A 283-nucleotide genomic window follows, 5' to 3' on the forward strand; every position below is an offset into this window, starting at 1 on the left:
GTAATAGACCGCGCTTTCATTGTAGGCGGCCATCGAGCAGAAGAAGCGGAAGAGCCGCGTCTCGCGCTCCGGCTCGTCGGCTCCGGCATCCTTGTCCTTGTAGCGGATGGAATAGGCGGCCGGTTCGCCGACCGGTTTGCCTTCCGGATCCTCCTTGTCGCACTGTTCGCCATAGGCGGCGAGGAAGGCCTTCCTGGCCTGTTCCAGCGCTTCGTCCTTCTTGGGCGGTGGCGGTCCGTCGCCGCAACTGGCCGGCACCGCATCTTCGAAATCCGAAGTCGAC

1 pseudogene is annotated in these 283 nt (G+C 63.6%); it reads right to left on the minus strand.

Features of this window, described 5'->3' with window-relative positions:
- Window positions 1-283: pseudogene (locus EN808_RS35980) on the minus strand (DUF1176 domain-containing protein); the annotation flags it as partial.

Origin of the sequence: Mesorhizobium sp. M8A.F.Ca.ET.165.01.1.1, assembly GCF_004792065.1 — a bacterium.
Lineage (GTDB): Bacteria > Pseudomonadota > Alphaproteobacteria > Rhizobiales > Rhizobiaceae > Mesorhizobium.